General features: G+C 38.5%; 15 protein-coding genes. 4 read left to right on the plus strand and 11 right to left on the minus strand.

What is annotated here, in order from left to right:
- The first annotated feature begins 74 nt into the window (after positions 1–74).
- Entirely contained in the window at positions 75–452 is a 378-nt protein-coding gene (locus WJP93_RS00250; protein ID WP_337546183.1) for a hypothetical protein, read from the plus strand.
- Positions 453–571: 119 nt separating this feature from the next.
- Here WJP93_RS00250 and WJP93_RS00255 read toward each other — a convergent pair whose 3' ends face one another.
- From WJP93_RS00255 to WJP93_RS00270, 4 genes are all read right to left on the minus strand, one after another.
- Positions 572–2,887, minus strand: a complete 2,316-nt coding sequence (locus tag WJP93_RS00255) for a helix-turn-helix domain-containing protein (RefSeq protein ID WP_337546184.1) — start codon at positions 2,885–2,887, stop codon at positions 572–574.
- Between the two features lie 191 nt (positions 2,888–3,078).
- Entirely contained in the window at positions 3,079–4,674 is a 1,596-nt protein-coding gene (locus WJP93_RS00260; RefSeq protein WP_337546186.1) for an extracellular solute-binding protein, read from the minus strand.
- 80 nt (positions 4,675–4,754) lie between these two features.
- Positions 4,755–5,675, minus strand: a complete 921-nt coding sequence (locus tag WJP93_RS00265) for a carbohydrate ABC transporter permease (protein ID WP_337546187.1) — start codon at positions 5,673–5,675, stop codon at positions 4,755–4,757.
- Between the two features lie 20 nt (positions 5,676–5,695).
- A complete protein-coding gene (locus tag WJP93_RS00270) occupies positions 5,696–6,637 on the minus strand; it encodes an ABC transporter permease subunit (RefSeq protein ID WP_337546188.1) in 942 nt (313 codons plus the stop codon).
- 389 nt (positions 6,638–7,026) lie between these two features.
- Between WJP93_RS00270 and WJP93_RS00275 the strand changes: the two genes are divergently transcribed.
- A complete protein-coding gene (locus WJP93_RS00275) occupies positions 7,027–8,073 on the plus strand; it encodes a M42 family metallopeptidase (RefSeq protein WP_337546190.1) in 1,047 nt (348 codons plus the stop codon).
- A 106-nt stretch (positions 8,074–8,179) separates the two neighbouring features.
- Here WJP93_RS00275 and WJP93_RS00280 read toward each other — a convergent pair whose 3' ends face one another.
- Complete coding sequence (locus tag WJP93_RS00280; protein ID WP_337546192.1) at positions 8,180–9,499, minus strand: alpha-glucosidase/alpha-galactosidase; 1,320 nt, start codon at positions 9,497–9,499, stop codon at positions 8,180–8,182.
- 240 nt (positions 9,500–9,739) lie between these two features.
- Here WJP93_RS00280 and WJP93_RS00285 point away from each other — a divergent pair, with 240 nt between their 5' ends.
- Positions 9,740–10,507 (plus strand): AraC family transcriptional regulator, encoded by a 768-nt coding sequence (locus WJP93_RS00285; RefSeq protein WP_337546193.1) that lies wholly within the window; start codon positions 9,740–9,742, stop codon positions 10,505–10,507.
- Between the two features lie 65 nt (positions 10,508–10,572).
- On the opposite strand, the gene WJP93_RS00290 is transcribed toward WJP93_RS00285, so the two are convergent.
- The 6 genes from WJP93_RS00290 to WJP93_RS00315 form a co-directional block, all read right to left on the minus strand.
- Complete coding sequence (locus WJP93_RS00290; RefSeq protein ID WP_337546195.1) at positions 10,573–11,211, minus strand: ATP-binding cassette domain-containing protein; 639 nt, start codon at positions 11,209–11,211, stop codon at positions 10,573–10,575.
- A 6-nt stretch (positions 11,212–11,217) separates the two neighbouring features.
- Positions 11,218–12,123: a hypothetical protein gene (locus WJP93_RS00295; RefSeq protein WP_337546196.1), complete on the minus strand. Its 906-nt coding sequence runs from the start codon at positions 12,121–12,123 to the stop codon at positions 11,218–11,220.
- A complete protein-coding gene (locus WJP93_RS00300; RefSeq protein ID WP_337546198.1) occupies positions 12,110–12,895 on the minus strand; it encodes a hypothetical protein in 786 nt (261 codons plus the stop codon). The genes WJP93_RS00295 and WJP93_RS00300 overlap by 14 nt, the downstream gene beginning before the upstream one ends.
- A 30-nt stretch (positions 12,896–12,925) precedes the next feature.
- Positions 12,926–14,125 (minus strand): hypothetical protein, encoded by a 1,200-nt coding sequence (locus WJP93_RS00305; protein ID WP_337546200.1) that lies wholly within the window; start codon positions 14,123–14,125, stop codon positions 12,926–12,928.
- Between the two features lie 116 nt (positions 14,126–14,241).
- Entirely contained in the window at positions 14,242–14,472 is a 231-nt protein-coding gene (locus tag WJP93_RS00310) for a hypothetical protein (RefSeq protein WP_337546202.1), read from the minus strand.
- Between the two features lie 225 nt (positions 14,473–14,697).
- Positions 14,698–14,844: a hypothetical protein gene (locus WJP93_RS00315; protein WP_337546203.1), complete on the minus strand. Its 147-nt coding sequence runs from the start codon at positions 14,842–14,844 to the stop codon at positions 14,698–14,700.
- A gap of 418 nt (positions 14,845–15,262) precedes the next feature.
- Between WJP93_RS00315 and WJP93_RS00320 the strand changes: the two genes are divergently transcribed.
- Positions 15,263–15,586, plus strand: a complete 324-nt coding sequence (locus tag WJP93_RS00320) for a hypothetical protein (protein ID WP_337546205.1) — start codon at positions 15,263–15,265, stop codon at positions 15,584–15,586.
- Positions 15,587–15,771: the final 185 nt, after the last annotated feature.

Genomic DNA, 15,771 nt, shown 5'->3' on the forward strand with positions numbered 1-15,771 from the left:
CTTGGCTTTCATCCCACGGTTAAAACCGTGGGCTTTCCCGCCCGACTTTTGTAAATCTACCAGAAGTTCCAACCGTGATAAAGGATTGCCCACTATGGGAAAGTGCTTTAAGCGATTGGAAACTGTCTGTGGAAAAACTTGATGAGCTTTCAGCACTATTAGATGCAATTCCAGCTTCCAAGCTACCAGAAGCACCAACAGCTGAACAAGCCCAGCTCAAATACATTGCTCTAAAAGTGGCTGAAATCAAGCGAAGAAATCAAGAAAAGAAAATCAACAACCGATTTGCATATCTGCGAAAATTAATGCAAAAAGATATGGAAGCAAATGCTGAGGAAGAAACTGCGCAGCAATTGGCAGTCGCACGTGGCACACAGGCATTTCGAAATTTCACAGAGCGAACCCATAATAATTACATAGAAAAGATCTTGGAGCAATACAAACAGCATTGATATATTATCTTTAAAACCTAATTTATAAGAACCTATAAAAATCCGTGAAATCTTGATGGAACAGAAAAAAGGAAAAGTGGCACTAAATAAAGTATCCCTTTTCCTTTTTTCCATGGCTTTTAATTTTGTTTTGTATGCTCGTCCCGATACTGACCTGGTGTTTTTCCAACATACTTTTTAAATCGGCGCATAAACACATGCTCATCTTCATATCCGACTGCCGCACTGACATCTTTAACCTTAAGCGAAGTTGTCTTTAGAAGTTCCTTTGCTTTTTCCATACGAATAATTCCAAGATAATCGGATGGATTTACACCCATGCGGTTTTTAAATTCGACAGACATTGTTACCGGGCTGATGGATAGCATTTCGGCAAGCGCTGCCATTGTCAAATCTGGGCTGCTGTAATTTTCTTTCATGTATGCCACTGCCTTAGATGCCATGTCTGGCTCATCTGATTTATCATCATTACTTGTCTGTCTTGCCTCAATTAAACTATGGCATACCTCATGTAAAATATCTGAAAACTGCTGTACTGTTAAACACTGTGACAGCAAAAATACATTGTAAATATTAGAAAAATCAACGTGTGTGTCATTCCACTCTGTAATCAAAATATGAAGAATATCATTATATAGTACACGGAAGCTAAGAAGAGAATGATTGCTGCTCTTAAGCTTGCTGCAGATCTCATCGATGACTTCATCTGCCTCATCACAATTGCATGCACGAATAGCATTTTTAAGTCTTCTAAGAAAACTCTCCGGCAAAATCTCAATATGCTCCACCTTCGATGCCTGCTGATAGCGGATCATGTTGCTGTTATCCACAATAAATCTTGTGTCAAATGCAGTATCAGCCTCAAGATATGCCTGAGGCACCTCCATTAAATCCTCATGATAATCACTTACGGCCATGACAAATTCCTCGCATGAAACCTGACCAATCTTGAAGAAATTTACAAGCATCTTTTCTGCCTGATCACGGTCTGATGCAAAGATAACAAACACATTTCTTGTCTTGCTTATCAACTTAATTCGATAACCATCAATCTTTGAATACTGACGAATCAGTTCAAGCATTTCCTTCTCGGCCTTCTCCTCATTACTTTGGCCGCGGTCACCGCCAAGATCACCCACCATAATAACAAAGACTGAAACTGACTCTGGAATCTGGATTTGCGCCTCTGCTGCATCCATTCTAATCTCATCTTCATTTCGATAAACACCGCGCACCAGATTTCCGATAAAACGATTCTTCTTTAATGGAATATGTGTCTCATTTGTCCTTGCTAACGTCTCATTACTCTTTGCAAGAGTCTCATTATTTTTTACAAGGCTCTCTATTCCTGTCTCTATATTTTCCAAATCATACGGACGATCATCTTTTTTGAGCATTATATTAATGCGCCTAATTCGCCCTGCAATTTTACGATATAAAAGTAAAATGCCAAATGCTGCCGGAATACTGCACAGTAACAGCAAAAAAACAATTCCCCACATACCGCTTCTAATCTGGCCGGCAAAAACAGACATTGGCTGCATACTCACATAGACTAATCCGCTTACACCTGTTTTCATAGAGACAAGCATAGAAACGCCATCTATAGTCATAGACTCAGAAATAGCCATTTCTTTTTGATTGCCATCATTAAGCTTCTCTGTCTGCTTAGCATACAGATTTGTCAGCTCTGTCAATACAGAATCGCTCTCAAGAGCTGCTTTTTCTCTCTTACTCACGATTTGTCCATCATATAAAATATAATGATTGCGGCCATCCTCTGATTCATCAGAGCCTAGCAGCTCATCATAATATTTTTCCGGAACCAGAAATACCATGACAGCATTTTTCTTTGGCATTACTGTTTTTAAATAGACAGTTAATTTATCTGTATCGTTCATATAACGTACTTTTACATATCCGCTTGCCTTTTGTTCAGGCAATACCTTTAGCTTATAGTCTTCAGCACAGAGCAGATCATGAAATGCCTGCTCTGATATTTCCTCAAGCACAAGTCCCATTTGCACAAAATTATCAAGTGTAATAGATGTTTTTGAGTTATACAAATATTTATCTCCATGATAAAAATACAATACCTGACCAAAAAACTGGCTTACTGATGTGTATTGATAAAGCTGCTCTTCCAACTTTGTACTTTTTAATGGCTGCTTATCAAGCATAAATTCAGTACAGTCTGCTGAAAGATTAATCTGTGACACGACATTAGAAATAATCTCCATATCATTTTCATGACGTGACTCAATTGCTCCAAGATCAGTTTCATTTGACTCTACAAAATTTTCATAAATCGTTCTGTGATAAAACCGGTACAGATAACCACCCATTATGGCAATGATCAGTACAACTATCATACTAAATGCAGCCAGATACAAAAGCACACCCTGGCGGCGTAGTTTTCCACGTTCCAGTTTCACGAATTTGTTCCCCCTTACTTTTGCACGTCTGACTTTTTGTGCCAAATCAAACAACCCCACTGTTTTGCGGTGGGGCTGTTATGTGTATCTGCATCCTTACTTTGCATATCTGCTTTTACACTTATGCCAGACAAAACTCTGGCGATATTATATCATTTTTTTTGCATACTGTCCATGAAACATTTAATCATTTACTCTAATTCCATAGTATCAATTGCATCCTGATACATCTGAATGTAGTCAGAAACACCCATTCCGTCAAACATGTTTACAAACTTCTCCCAGCTCTCATCAGTAACACCTTCAGTTACAAATGTTGCCATGTTCTCAACAACTGCATTGTTGATATCAGTCTCAAGAAGTGCATTGCTCTGCAATTGCTCAGATGTAAGCGGTGCAAGCCTTAAATAATCATTTGAATATTTCTGAATAACTCCTGCCTCATCATATTTCTGACAATACTCTGTTTTCTCAACACGCTGCGCTGGCATGTTAAATACACTTGAAATATATTTTCCAGGTCCAAAGAACATAGTATTGCAATCCAAATAATTCTTTACATTATCTGTGTTTCCTACATTCAATGTGTCAATCTTTCCATTTTCATTGTAGGTCCAGCCAGTGCCATCTTCTGCATCCTTCTCTCCATAATATAGTGAAAACTGTGTCTCAGTATCCATCATTGCATCAAGAAGCTTTAAGGACTCATCTACATGCTCATTTGTAATTGTCAGCCATGCACCGCCTCTTGCCATCTCAATTGTTCTGCTCAGCTCAGCCCCCATCTCTTCACCTGGTGTCCACAGCACTGCATCCTTTGCTACACCATCATCCCAACCCATAGCAATAAGTCTCCATGCCATAAAGAATCCGACATTACCTTCTTTTAACTTTGTTTCAATTGTATTTAGATCTTGAGAGATAAGCTCAGCATCTACTAACTCCTCCTCGTACATCTGATGCAGCCATTCCATGCACTTACGGAAGCCATCCTGTGTTGCAGTAAACTGAACGTTCTTGTCATCGTCAATGTAGATCCATTTTTCTCCATCACAAGGAATTCCAAACATCGGAAGAATAAAACGCACACCATAAAAACCAGTGTCAAATCCCATCTCAAGCGGAACCTCATCAGCCTCGCCATTTCCATTCGGATCCTGTGTCTTAAATGCGTAAAGTACCTCTGTCAGCTCATCTAACGTAGTCGGCGTCTCAAGTCCAAGTGCGTCAAGCCATGTCTGATTGATAAAGAAATGCTGATTTGTATTAATGTTCTGACCTACCATATAGCCGATAGAATAAGTATGTCCATCTGTTGCAACAAGACCAGAAGTCGGATCAGCGTCTTCTCCTGCAATTCTTGTTGTATAGTTCGACATATTCTCTGCAATCTTATCCTCAAGAGGAATCAGAAGCCCCTGTGTAACACCATACTCCTCATCATCAACATTACACATTGGTGCAATAATGATGTCTGGGTAGTCATCAGATACAAACATCAGATTCAGCTTAGTGCTCCAGTCAGATCCCTTTACTACATCCCACTCCAGGTTAATGCCAGTCTTCTCCTCAAATGCCTTTACAACTGGCATATCACTTGGGTTTGCCAGAGAATCAACATCTCTAATTCCAAGCATAATCTTTAAGGTCAACGGCTCATCCACGATTGGATATGTCTGCTGATCACTGTAGTCAACTGTCTCAGACTCAGCAAAAACTGCCTGTCCCATTGCTCCTGAAAGCATCATTGCTGCGCTCATTGCTCCTGCCAAAAATCTTCTTTTCATCGTAAAATCCTCCTTGATTCATTTTGATTGTTTTTATCGAAACCATGAATTTCATGGTCAGAATCTTTTTTAATCCCACATCAGCCCTTTAATGAACCGATCATAACACCCTTTTCAAAATATTTCTGCATAAATCCATACAGAATAACAACTGGTCCTGTAGCCACTACAATAATACAATATTTTGCCACGTTTGCAATACGCATTGCTTCTGCCATATCTGCAGCATTGTCAGACATTGTCTGCATATAGTCACCTGACTTATCAACTTGAAGCGTAGCCAAAATCTCGCGAAGCACTGTCTGCAGCGGAAGAAGGCTTCTGTCTTTAATATAGACAAGTCCCGTAAAATAGTCATTCCACTTTGAAACGCCATAATAAACAGCTAAAACTGCAATAATTGTCTTAGAGAGAGGAAGTACAATTTTAAAGAAATACTGAAAATGTGTTGTACCGTCCAACATTGCTGCCTCATACAGTTCGTGCGGAATATTTGTCTGAATATAGGTTCTTGCCACCATCAGATTCCATACGCTGACACAGCCCATTAAAATCATGATCATTGGTGTATTATAGAGTCCGATATCCTTCATAACAAGGAACGTTGGAATCAATCCGCCGTTAAAAAACATAGTAAATACAAAGAACAGATTAATAAGTCCCTTTCCGATAAACTTCGGACGAGACAGCGTGTATGCTGCCGCAAGCGTAACTACAATACTGATCGTTACACTGACTACTGTATAAAAAATAGAATTGGCATATGAATGAAGCATCTCACTATACTTCAAAATTGACTGATAACCAATAAATGAAAAATCAACTGGATGCCAAATTACCTTTCCTGCTACAATAGCGTCTGGGTCGGAAACAGATGCAATAATAACAAGATACAGCGGATAAAGGATCAGAAACATGACAATGATCCAGAAAACAGCATTAAATATATAAAATGCCTGATTACTCTTGCTGTACTGACTAAACTTCTTTTTTGTGTCCATTTTCTTCTGTTCCTCCTTCCTTAGAATAAGCCCACATCAGATATCTTCTTTGAAATCTGGTTTGCTGTGATAATGATAATAAAGTTAATTATATTGATAAATAAGCCGATTGCCGTAGTATAGGAAAACTGTCCGCTTCCAAGTCCGACATTATATACATACACACCGATGATATCAGATGTAGGAATATTTCCAGCTGTCTGCATAACGAGTGCCTTATCTGTATTGCTGCTTAACAGTTTTCCACAATCCAGAATAAATACCATAACAATAACAGGCACAATACTTGGCACATCAATGTAGCGAATCTTCTGCCATATACTTGCACCGTCAATCTCAGCCGCCTCATAAAGAGATGGGTCTACACCAGAAAGTGAAGCAATGTAAAGAATAGTTCCCCATCCAGCTGACTGCCAGATACCAGAAACAATATAAATAGTTCTAAATGCTTTTGCATCAGACATAACGTCAACTGCCTTCATACCAAGTGCCTGACGAAGAATATTAAAGATACCGCTTGTCGGTGACAGGAAAATGTAAAGCATACCTGCCAAAACAACTGTTGAGATAAAATATGGTACGTAAATACTTGTCTGGATAAATCTCTTGATTTTCGGTCCCTTAATCTGGTTTAACAGAATTGCCAAAATAATCGGTACCGGAAAGCTCCAAAGCAGGTTGTACACATTCAACAATAATGTGTTTGCAAGCAGTCTCTTAAAATAGTAAGCATGGAAGAAATTCTCAAAATGCTTAAAGCCAACCCATTTACTTCCTGAAATTCCAAACACCGCCTTGAAATCCTTAAATGCAATCTGGATTCCATATAAAGGCATGTAGTTGAATACAATAAAGTAGATGATTGCCGGCAAGATTAATACATACAGCTGCCAGTTGTTCTTAAAATAAACTGCGTAGTTTATTTTCTTCTTGGGAACTTTTGTCTTAGGGTTCTTTCCCATGGTTTTGTCTCCTCCTTCTTCTTATCATCTCTTATTTTCCAGCTCATTTCGCTGTGCATCTTTGCTAAGTCCAGACTAGCTCATCAAGTTTTATTTGTAAATGGTTTAAAATTTTACTCGCACGTATCCTGTGTTTACTGCCTGTTTTCCCTAGTTTTTAGTATGTTATATGTTACATTTTTAATTAAAAACCGCCATTTTTTTATTCAAAACAGCATAGTTGCAAAATTTTATCCACAAAAATAAGATATGTAACACATAATTTGGGTTGCATATCATCTTCTTTTTGTGTATCATGGACATATATAAACCCGGTTGAAGACACTTAACAGCAATTATTTGTCACATCATCGGGCAAAATTTTTTTAATGATTAGGGAGAAAAAGAACATGAATCAGTATCTTGATTACATCATGGAACAGCTAAAAAAGCTGATGGCAATTGACAGTCCATCTGGTTTCACAAAAAAAGTAACCGACTATCTGTTAGAGGAGTACGCACGTCTTGGCTACAGCGCAAAGCGTACCGTTAAAGGCGGCGTAATTGCAGAGATCGGCGGTGAGGGTGATCCGATTCTTACCATGGCTCACGTAGATACACTTGGTGCCGTTGTCGCTGAGATTAAGTCAAACGGACGTTTACGTCTGTCTCCTGTCGGCGGCTTCAACGCAAACAATGCAGAAGCTCATAACTGCCGCGTTTACACCTACGACGGACAGATTTATGAGGGAACCATCCAATTGGCAGATGCTTCCCTTCATGTAAATAAGGAATATTCTACTACACAGCGCACATTCCAGTCAGTTGAGGTTGTCTTGGACGAGCCTGTTACCTCCAAGGATGACGTAAAGGCACTCGGCATCACAAACGGCTGCTTTGTCTGTGCAGATCCAAATCTCGTTGTAACCAACTCAGGCTACATCAAGAGCCGCTTCTTAGATGACAAGTTAAGCGCCGCAATTTTACTTGGCTATGCAAAATATATCCGTGAAAACAACATCACACCGCTTCGCAAGGTTTACCAGCATATGACAGTATTTGAAGAGGTTGGTCATGGTGCATGTGCTTCCATTCCAGAAGATGTTACTGAACTTCTTTCTGTTGATATGGGATGTGTTGGCTATGGTCTTGAATGTACTGAGCGTCAGGTATCAATCTGTGCCAAGGATGGCCACGGTCCTTACAATTATCAGGTAACAACCGGTCTTGTAAATGCAGCAAAAAAAGACAGCATTGACTATGCTGTTGACATTTATCCATTCTACGGTTCTGATTCCGATGCTGCATTGAGTGCAGGAAAGGATGCCCGTCACGGTCTTATTGGTGCCGGTGTTTACGCATCCCACGGATATGAGCGTTCCCATAAAGACGGCGTAGTAAATACCTTCCGTCTGCTGTGCTCCTACTTAAACGGTGACGCACCGAAGATGGACTAAGATAATCTTGTGATAAATGATTGAAAGCCATGGGAAAATAAACTCCCATGGCTTTTTAGAATTGCGAGAGTTGCAGAGGGCGGAGCAATTCGTGGGTATCTATTCGTTAGTGGAATTTCGGCAGATACGTTCCGTGAGCTGCAATCAACTCATCCACCATCTTTTTGATTGTATCAATATCCAACTCGCTTCCCGTATGCGGATCAAGCATTGCTGCCTGATAGACATGCTCTAGCTTATGCGTTCTTGCCGCCTCTATTGTTAGAAGCTGCACGTTAACATTGGTCATATTCATCGCTGCACACTGAACTGGAAGTGATCCGACCGCACACGGATGAATGCCAGAGCCGTTGACAAGGCACGGTACCTCTACACATGCTTCTGCCGGAAGATTGGAAATCAGATGATTGGTATTTAATACATTTCCTCCAATCTGATAAGCCTTGTCGGTGACAACTGCCTCCATGATATGAGATGCATATTCGCGTGAGCGTGTATGTTCCTTCACACCCTTCTCCATCAACTCGGCATATTCCTTCTTCCAACCATCAATCTGGTTGACACAGCGGCGCGGATACTCATCTAGTGGAATGTTGTAGCGATCAATTAACTCTGGGTATTTGCTCTTAATATAAAATCCATTGTACTCTGCATTGTGTTCACTTGACTCAGTGCAGTAGTATCCAAAATTTCGAATGTAGTCAAAGCGTACCTTATCCTTAAATTCAGGATCTTCCATTTTTGCCCCAATGCGTGACTTGATCTCTGGATACAGATCAACACCATTTTTGTCCTTTAATTCAAGAAGCCAACCCATATGATTGATTCCTGCAATAAGTTCTTTTCTTCCCTCCAACTTGTCTTCCATGCCAACTTCCTTTAATAATGTCTCTGAGCAAACCTGAACACTGTGGCATAGACCTACTGTCTGGGTCGGTGTATAGTGAAGCATATAACCAGTTAACATAGCCATCGGGTTTGTATAATTTAAAAACAGAGCATCTGGACAAACCTCTGCCATATCTCTTGCAAAATCATCCATCACCGGAATGGTTCTAAGCGCACGCATGATACCGCCGATTCCTAGTGTATCTGCAATTGTCTGTCTCAGTCCAAACTTCTTTGGAATCTCAAAATCAATGATCGTACATGGATCATAGCCGCCTACCTGAATTGCATTGACTACAAAAGTTGCTCCACGAAGCGCCTCTTTTCTGTTTTTCACGCCCAGATAACACTCAATCTTTCCATAGCCGCCCATTGTCTCTCTCATCGCTTCCAAAATGGTCTGGCTTTCCTTTAATCTTGCACCATCGATGTCATACAGAGCAAATGTACTGTCTCTTAGCACCTCTGAACACATGCAATCTCCGATTACATTTCGCGCAAATACTGTGCTTCCAGCACCCATAAAAGTAATTTTCATAGTAGTTTTCCTTTCTTTTTTAGTTGATTTCTTCTACCCATCAAGATGTTTCCTAGCTATCTTAAGCTACCAACATCTTGTCTTTCTGTGTGTCTTCATTCTAACAGATTTCTTTTAAAATGGGATTGATTTTTGTCTGGAAAACTTGTTATTATGTTAGAAATGAATGTAAACAAAACAAACAAATAAAAATGATAAAACAAACCGCAAAAACTACAAGTGAAAGGAAAACACGATCAAATGATAAAAAGTGAAATTGTAATTGATCAACACTATAAAGATTTTAGTCCCATGCAATTTGGCAGTGAAACTTGCGATCCCGGTCATTTCTTTGGACCGAGTGTGCGTACTCACTGGCTTTTGCATTATATTGTGTATGGTTTTGGTCGTTTCGAGCGCGACGGCATCTCTTACTCGGTCAAGCCTGGGGACATTTTTGTAATCCCACCATACGAAAAAACCTATTATGAAGCCGATCAGAAAAAGCCATGGCGCTATATTTGGATTGGCTTTACAACAGACCAATCCGTTCCTGAGCAGCTTTTAAAGCCGATCATTCACTGTCCAAGTGCTGGCAAAATTTTTGAGGAAATGCTTCAGTGCGAAAAAATGGAAAATGGAAGAACTGCTTTTTTATGCGCAAAGCTGTGGGAATTTTTTAGTATCTTGTTGGACAATGCAAAATCTGACACTGATTATGTGCAAAAGGCAATTAACTGCATCAATGCTGAGTATATCAATGGCATCACGATCAGGCAGGTAGCTGATCGCTTGAATATCAACCGCAGCTACCTGTCTGACCTTTTCAAAAAACGCATGGGCATCTCTCCCCAGAAATATTTGATTCAACTGCGACTTGAAAAAGCAGCAGAGCTTTTGACTGTCTACGGACAATCTCCCTCCACTGCTGGAATCTCTGTTGGCTATCCAGACCTTTATCACTTTTCTAAGATCTTTAAAAAGCATTTTGGTGTCTCACCAAGAGAATACCAGAAGCTTAATATTTAAAGATTTTGTACTTCATTCTCTTCGCTTTTCCTACTTTTCTGCTGCCTCTTTCTGACCCTATCGGCTTAATTTGTCTCCGTCGCAATAATTTTCCCATGATCCATCCGAAATACCGTATCGCAAAGGATTTGTATATCTTCTTTCGAATGACTGGCCAAAATAATCAATTTTCCTTTTTCTTTCAGGGATAAAAGTACTTTTCTTATTTCTTCTACACCCTCGTTGTCAAGTCCATTTAACGGCTCATCCAAAAGAAGAATATCTGGATCTTCCATGATCGCCTGTGCAATGCCAAGGCGCTGGCGCATTCCGAGCGAATATTTTCCTACGTGTTTTTTACTGTCTGGATCAAGTCCAACTATGCGCATTGCCTCGCGAATTTCTTCATTTGAAATTTTATGATGTATCATTGCCAAGAATTTTAGATTTTTAAATCCTGAATACTCTGGCAAGAATCCTGGATTCTCTATAATTGCACCAATTCGATCTGGCATACTTATATCTTTTCCTAAAACCTTTCCTTCTATTTTTATACTACCAGATGACGGGCTAACAAAACCGAGTATCATTTTCATCAGCATTGTTTTTCCAGAACCATTTCTCCCTACTAATCCATAAATCTTTCCTGACACAAGCGTCATTGAAATATCAGAAATGACTGTCTGTGTTCCAAATGTTTTTGTCAAATTTTCAATTTCAAGCATATCACATCACGCCTCCTCCGTCAAAAAACCATTTAGCGAAATTCGTTTCGCTGTCTGGAATATTAAAATAAATAGAAAAATCACTAATAATGCATCGGCTGCTATCACAAACGGAATGCTGATAAAATGATTTGCTGCCAAAATATTCAACTGTTCAACACTTGTCCAACTGACAGGAGAAAATGCCAATATCCAATAATTATTTGGCCAGGCTGCCCACACTAAAATCGGGTCGAGAAATACAAGAGTTCCTGCAATTGCCATTCCACACACTACATTCCTTCTTATCAAACTAACCCAGTACATGAAAAGACCAAGAATTGAAAATGAAACCCAAACTGACACAAATGTATACATCATCGCGCCCGACGGATACAAATATCTTATCATTTCCGATGAGAATTGAGCACTCGGATAAATATTCGCAATCTCTCCAAGTGGCATCTTTCCTGTTCCAAGCACCATATCAGTCAATGCTCCTGAAAATGAATCCCTCATTGTTCCAATTGGGAGAATCATAAGTGACGACACAATTAATATAAAAGCAGCATACAACAATGCCATCCCTACAATATATATGCACTCGCCAACACACCATGCAGTGCGTTTACTCCTCATAATTATATATGGCTTTAATGGATAAAAAAAAGGAGCATCGCATAAAAGACACAGCATTCCAATATAAAACAAAATCTTAGGTGCTTTCACAGAAATTGTTGCACTGCAAAACAACAATTCCATAATATAGATAGGTGCTTTTGTCCCAGTATCAATTCCATAATTGATCACAGGACGCAAATAATAATGAATCAAAAGTGCTGTGAACACAAAAATAAACCACACTCTGGCATCACGCTTTAGTCGCCTAAAATTTGCTCCCGCTACAGCCAATACCGATCTACAATAATCCATTCTGCTCCCTCCATTTCATTCTCCGATAAAATAGATATGTACAAATAAGAATTACACAAATTGGATATAACATTCCCCATAAAAACATAATTCCTTGCAATGTTTCTTGTCCTGCTGGCAATGTCGGTTGCATACTAATCAAATTATAGACATCGAATATCGAACCTAACGGAATGTATGAAATTGCAGAGAAAAATACCATTCCTGAAATTCCAATGCAAACAAACGTATTTGGCTGAAATACTGAAAACAGCATTCCAACTGCGCAGCTCATTGCGCAGACCATTCCAAACTGCAACCCCATCATTCCAATATACAAAACTGGAAACTTATATCCTATTTGATAATAGCACGGAACCGTTTTAATCTGTGTTAGGTTTGCCCCTAAAAAGCCAACTGCCACAACTAAAAATAAATAAAATGAAGCAATACATGCAAAAACAACTGCAACTGTATTTACAATAAATTTTGATATGCTGTAACTTATTAAATCCGTTCTTGCAAGTATCATGCGAATATAATGATGTTTGAAATCATAACAAAATCCAGCTGTATAAATTCCAGCCGTGAACATTACCATTAACACCTTAAATTTATCCATCATTAGTGCTGTACCTAGCATATCAATTACACCACACGCAAAAATATCTTTTTTACTTGCTCTAATCATATCCCACGATGAAAAAATTAAAGTAAACACTAGAGCTACTATTATTATTATCATTTTTACGGAACAAATGCTTCGTTTTGCATCCATTTTCATTGCATTCATCTTTTTCACCTCCAATCATTCTATTCATCTTTATAAATTTTCAATATATTTGCTCACAAATCCTGTAACAGCATCAATCCATATACTTCCTTCATCATCCTCTGCCATTTCAGGATAAGAATAGTTAATTTTCCAACATGGGTTCATCGACGGTTCATCTGCCTCAAACTGCACAGCTCTAGTTGAATATACTAGTTCTATTGACTTAATTTTAAATTTACTCACATCTTCAATTCCCTTATCCAACATTGCTGTCGATATTGCTACTTCTTTTGAGATCAGTTTTTTCTCCTGCTTTTTACTCACTTGAACCGGAGAATATCCTTTTACCAGAACCACTTTTTCTAACTGCGGTACATACACAATAACTAGTGTCTGTCCCCATCCATCCACAAGCAAATTATTTACATACGGTCGGTAAATCAATAGATATGCTTCATCCTTTTCCTCCCACTGAATATACGAAATTTCATTCAGTTCCGTCATTTTCTGTTCAATTGATTGCACCAGATCGGTATCTTCCTTTTCTAATGCCTCCTGACGCTCCTTATTTAATCTCCACTTTTCTGCTTCTGAAAAAGGGTGATAAAAATTAGGATCTGGAGCAGCCGTCGTTGTATTGTTTATTTTACAGACACGGTTAAGCGCTTCTTTTGTCATTGCATATACCTGTACGTCTGCATCTTTATATCCACATGCCACCGCATATTTTTCGCATTGTTTAATTGCCTCTTCCCTTGTACATAATTTTAAATCCTCTTTTGGAAACTGCTTTTCCATTGAGGAACCGATTCCATTATATAAAAAACCAGGTATATCATAAATGTCATAGCACATACCCGCAGCATTTTTATTATCTGTATATATGATATAAGATGATTTTGATTGACCATTCTGTAATATATTTAATATCTCAAACTCATTCTCATAAAGATACTGACCAGAAGACATATATCCCTGCTCTTCTAAATAATCATAATACGGCTTCACCAGATAATCCTGTGCCATTGTCTCATCACAGCCTAAAAAGCAATTTGTCAGCTCATTTAAAATAAACGCATCAGATACTTGTGCCTTAAGATACACAATCTCACCTGTCAGTGTATCTTTTTCCGTTTCACGCATTTGAGTCTCATCTATTTCAGTTTCCTTTGCTTCACATGTTTGAATCTCATTTATTTTTGTATCACTTATTACAGTTTCATTTACAGTTGTTTCTGCAAATGTCACCTCCAATTCTCTCTTTAATTTGCATCCTGATAAAGAAAATGTGCTCGATATTAAAATAATTGATGCAATAGGTATTAATCTCACTCTTGATTTCATATATGCACACCACCATTCTTTTATAAAATACATCCAAAAAAGTTAGTTGCCAAATTAATCCAATTACTTCCTGTTACTTGAACTTTAATCGTATTGGTCGCTTGATTTTTAATTTCACGACCTGCTTCATATCCTTTATTCTTTGTAAATACACCCAAATGATACGAACCGGCCAATACAGTACTTCCAGATAATGCGAATATTAATGCAGCTCCGATTGCCAATAATCTCTTTTTTAATACAATACTCATAATAAGCCTCATTTCTATTAGCTATCAACTAACTTAACTTTATTTTCCATTGGACTCACCTTCCCTTCTATAATCACGAGTTTCAAGTTTCTTGATTATTTTATACCATATATGATATCAAAAGTACATGACCAAAACACCATATTTTTTCTTATTTTTCTTTGATTTTGGTCATGTACTTTCTTTAAAAAACATGCTATCATTATTTGTTAGTGGCTAATAATTTTAAACATTTATAGTCTGCTCATCCCATTCTTCTTGATTCCATTTTAACTGTTTTTCAAAAAACAAGCGCTGCTTTAAGAGCGGCAGCAATCCACGAAAGCTTTCTGCCTGAATGGAACGGTCAATCGCTTCCTGACAAATTTCCATGGCTTTTTCCTGTCTGTTTATGTTCCACTCCAATGCAGCAAATAACAAAAGATTCGCAATGAATTTTGTATTACAAAACATATATTCTAGTGTTATACTTATCCTGAAAGGAACTTTTACACCGTGCAAATGACTATCTGAATATGGATTTTCTATTCAAGAACATACACCCGGCATATACTACATAAATGGGTTTGCAATTCCTATGCAGATTGTTGTGACAAACGAACTTAATTCTAAGAATCATGAAAGCCTTAAAGTATTATCAAAAAATGCCAATACTGACGATATTCATAGATTCACAAGATTTGCTCAGAGTTTTACAGAGCCTGGGGATAAGGAAAAGGCTGACGCTGTATTACAGGTAAGTGTCGCTGCAAACAGAAAAAACTATGACAAAGTAAGGAGGACTTCGGATATGTGTGAGGCATTGAGAGAGCTTATGAAGGAAGAAATTGAAGAAGAGTTAAAGAAAAGCCGAGATAAAGCAATACAAGAAGGACTCGCACAAGGACTCGCACAAGGACTTGAACAAGGACTTGAACAGGGACTTGAACAGGGACTTGAACAGGGTATTGAACAGGGACTTGAGCAGGGTATTGAGCAGGGTATTGAGCAGGGACGCATCAACCAGTTAATTGATCTTGTTATGCAAAATCTTCTGCCTATCGAAACTGCCGCTCAGTGTGCAAAGATGACGCTTGACGAATTTAAGGTTGCAATGGATAAAAATGAAAACTAATTAGCAATTCAAGTCAAAAAAATAGCCAGTGGACGAGAAAACATTTCCCGTCCACTGGCTATTTGCTTCCTTTACTCAAAAATTCCAATATAGGACAGCGTCGGCGCTACTCTTGAATCTATAATTTCAATTACAAAAGTCGGGCGGGAAAGCCAAGAAACTTTTTGCAATTATCGGACAATGAT

Origin of the sequence: Anthropogastromicrobium sp., assembly GCF_037349415.1 — a bacterium.
Classification (GTDB): domain Bacteria; phylum Bacillota; class Clostridia; order Lachnospirales; family Lachnospiraceae; genus Anthropogastromicrobium; species Anthropogastromicrobium aceti.